This is a genomic window from Romboutsia sp. 13368 (assembly GCF_018336475.1).
In the GTDB taxonomy this organism is placed as follows: domain Bacteria; phylum Bacillota; class Clostridia; order Peptostreptococcales; family Peptostreptococcaceae; genus Romboutsia.
Genome location: NZ_CP048741.1, coordinates 1,836,225 through 1,839,480 on the forward strand (window position 1 = coordinate 1,836,225; position 3,256 = coordinate 1,839,480).

At 27.2% G+C, this 3,256-nt stretch carries 3 protein-coding genes; 1 reads left to right on the plus strand and 2 read right to left on the minus strand.

Features of this window, described 5'->3' with window-relative positions; genetic code table 11:
- Positions 1-1,161 (plus strand): CapA family protein (locus tag G3997_RS07495; RefSeq protein ID WP_296645033.1); only part of this gene is annotated, 1,161 nt, incomplete at its 5' end.
- 207 nt (positions 1,162-1,368) lie between these two features.
- Here the strand turns inward: G3997_RS07495 and G3997_RS07500 are convergent.
- Together G3997_RS07500 and G3997_RS07505 are read right to left on the minus strand one after the other, a co-directional pair.
- On the minus strand, positions 1,369-2,388 hold the full coding sequence (locus G3997_RS07500) for an alpha-hydroxy-acid oxidizing protein (protein WP_296645036.1): 1,020 nt from the start codon (positions 2,386-2,388) through the stop codon (positions 1,369-1,371).
- A gap of 35 nt (positions 2,389-2,423) precedes the next feature.
- Positions 2,424-3,191 carry a ribonuclease HII gene (locus G3997_RS07505; protein ID WP_296645038.1) on the minus strand — a complete coding sequence of 256 codons (768 nt, stop codon included), beginning with the start codon at positions 3,189-3,191 and terminating at the stop codon, positions 2,424-2,426.
- Positions 3,192-3,256 lie beyond the last annotated feature (65 nt).

Below are 3,256 nucleotides of genomic sequence, written 5' to 3' on the forward strand. Positions count from 1 at the left end.
AAATCATTTCATAGGAATAATAAGGTAGTTAAGTATGAACAAGTTTCTAAAYCTTCATCAACTGATAAAGTTCATACAGTTAATTTAAATGCGATAGGAGATGTTATGGCTCATGCACCTCAACTCAATGCTCAACACGATCCTAAAACAAATACCTATTCATTTGATAACAATTATAATTATGTATCAAAATATATACAAAAAGCTGATTTAGCTATAGCTAATTTAGAAACCACTCTAGCAGGTGATACCATACCATATAGTTCTTATCCAACATTTAATACACCTGATTCATTAGCTGACGCATTAAAAAATGCAGGTGTAGATATAATTTCAACTATAAATAATCATACTTTCGATAAAGGTGATTTAGGTGTCGAAAGAACATTAAGTATACTAAAATCTAAAAATTTAGATGTTATAGGTACTATATCTAATACCTTAGATAAAAATTATTTAATAAAAGAAGTTAATGAAATAAGTATTGGTATAACTTCATTTTCTTACGGCGAAATTAGAGATGGAAATAAGTTTTTAAATGGAATTAAAGTATCAGATAATTCTAAAGATAAGTTAAATGTATTTGATATGACTAGTGTTGACAATGCTTTTAACACTATAAATAAAACATTAAAAAATATAAATAATACAGATATTCAAGTTTTAGCAATTCATTGGGGAGATGAGTATAGAAGAACTCCTAATGAATTTCAAACTAAATTAGCTCAAAAACTTTGCGATAGCGGAGTTGATATAATAATAGGTTCACATCCTCATGTGGTTCAACCAGTTGATATGATAACTTCTACTGATAGAAATAACGAAACATTAGTTATATATTCTTTAGGGAACTTTATATCAAATCAAAGAAGGGAACTTTTAGGAACTCCTTTTACAGAGGATGGACTTATGGTTGATATAGAAATTACTAAAGATAATGAAAAAACTTTTGTATCTAAAGTAAATTGTATTCCTACATGGGTTAATAAATATAATCAAAATGGTAATATAGTCTATGAGGTACTACCTATAACTGAAAAAGAAAATTTTAGTAGTTTAGATAATATAACTTTAGATAAAATTAAAAATTCTTACAATAATACTATTTCACAAATCAAACAATCTGATATAATAAATATTATGGATAATCCATTTAAATAATTTAAAGCTCTAAAAATAAAATAATATTAAAGTATTTTTATATWMWMRYWWWTTTATATACTCACTAATATTATATATTTGTAATATCAACAAATTCTCATCTTAAACATAACAATATAAATAGAGCTTTAAAGTAAAAGGAGTTATTATAAAACTTTATTTTANNGAGTTATTATAAAACTTTATTTTATAATAACTCCTTTTTTATTAATAATTATATATTACTTTACTATCAATATCCTTTATAGATTGACATCCTGTTAAAATCATAGTTGAAACTAATTCATTTTTTATATTCTCAACATAAGATACAACACCTTCTGTTTGACCACCAAATGAAGCTGTTACAAATGGTCTTCCTATTAATACTGCATCTGCACCTAAACCTATCATCTTAAGTACATCTACTCCGTTTCTAACTCCTCCATCAGCAAGTATAGTAACTTTCCCTTTTACTACTTTAGCTATATCTGGAAGTACTTCGCATACTCCTGGTGTACAATCAAGAACTCTACCACCATGATTTGATACAACTATAGCATCTACACCTGCTTCAACAGCCATTAAAGCATCTTCAACTGTCATTATCCCTTTAACTATAAAAGGTAAATTTGTAGAGTTTTTAAGTAACTTTAAATCTTCTATAGTTTTAGGAACTACCTTCTTACCATGCATTGATAAAGTAACTAGTCCACATGCATCTATATCAACACCTACTGCTATGGCATTTGATTCTTCAGCTAATTTTATTTTATTTATTATATCGTCATTTTCCCATGGCTTTATAAATACTATACCTTGTCCATCATTTTCTTTTAATACACTTAAATTTTCTAGCAAAAAAGCATCTACTGCAGTATCTCCAACCATTGCAAATACACCACTTTCTATACAACCTTTTACAACAGGTTCAATATAATCTCTTTCAGATATTTGGCCACCCATATTTAAAGTTGTACCTGTTAGTGGGGCTGCAAATATTGGAGCCTCCATTTTCTTTCCAAATAACTCTATAGTAATATCAGGATTAGATACATTATGTATAACCCTCATATTTATTTTTACTTTTTCTAAACTTTTTCTATTTTCAATAAATGAAGATCCACTTCCTTTTCCACCCATACCAGGAACTTCACCAGCACAAGCTATTCCATTACATACTTTGCATACTTTACAACTTCCATTTAAATTTTGTCTTGCAATTTTTTCAACTTCTTTAAAGCTCATAATAAGACCTCCTTATATCGATTTTCATCTTAAAATTATAACACATTTTTTAAAAAGCTCTTTCTATGTATACGAGTTATACCATATTTTTCAATTGCTTCATAGTGTTCTTTAGTTCCATATCCTTTATGAGACTTAAATCCATACTCAGGGAACATTTCATCATATTGATACATTATATTATCTCTTGTAACTTTAGCTAAAATACTTGCAGCTGCTATTGATATTGATTTAGAATCACCTTTTATTATAGGCTTTTGATCTATGTTTATTCCAGGTATAGTTGCCGCATCTATTAATAAATAATCCGGAGTATTTTTTAGGCAATTTAAAGCTTTTTTCATTGCTAAATAAGTAGCATTTAATATGTTAATATCATCTATTTCTTCGTTATTAACTATACCTATACCATAATCTAGTGCTTGCTCTTTTATTATATCAAATAACTCTTCTCTTTTCGCTTCACTTAATTTTTTAGAGTCGTTTATACCTTCTATTTTAGTATTTGGCTTAAATACTACAACACTAGCTACTACAGGACCTGCTAGTGGACCACGACCAGCTTCATCTATTCCACCTATATATAAATATCCTTTAGAGTAACCTTCATTTTCATAAGTATTTATAAGCTCTAATCTTTCTTCTTCTTTTCTAATAGAATCTAATTTTTTAGCCATTTTAATAGCTATATTTTGAACTGATTTTCTTTCATCTCTTTTTAATACATCAATGTATTCTAAGTATTTATCAGTACTTAAATTATCTATAATTTCTTTTATTTCTTTAACACTATTGCTTTTCATATTACTCTCCTCATGTAATTTACACTGTATAACTAATATTTATTAAATATCTTAGTATATATTAT

What these genes read in the sequence shown, in the direction of transcription:
- G3997_RS07500 (WP_296645036.1), bottom strand. Translation starts at nt 2,388, where the DNA reads ATGAGCTTTAAAGAAGTTGAAAAAATTGCAAGACAAAATTTAAATGGA.
- G3997_RS07505 (WP_296645038.1), bottom strand. Translation starts at nt 3,191, where the DNA reads ATGAAAAGCAATAGTGTTAAAGAAATAAAAGAAATTATAGATAATTTA.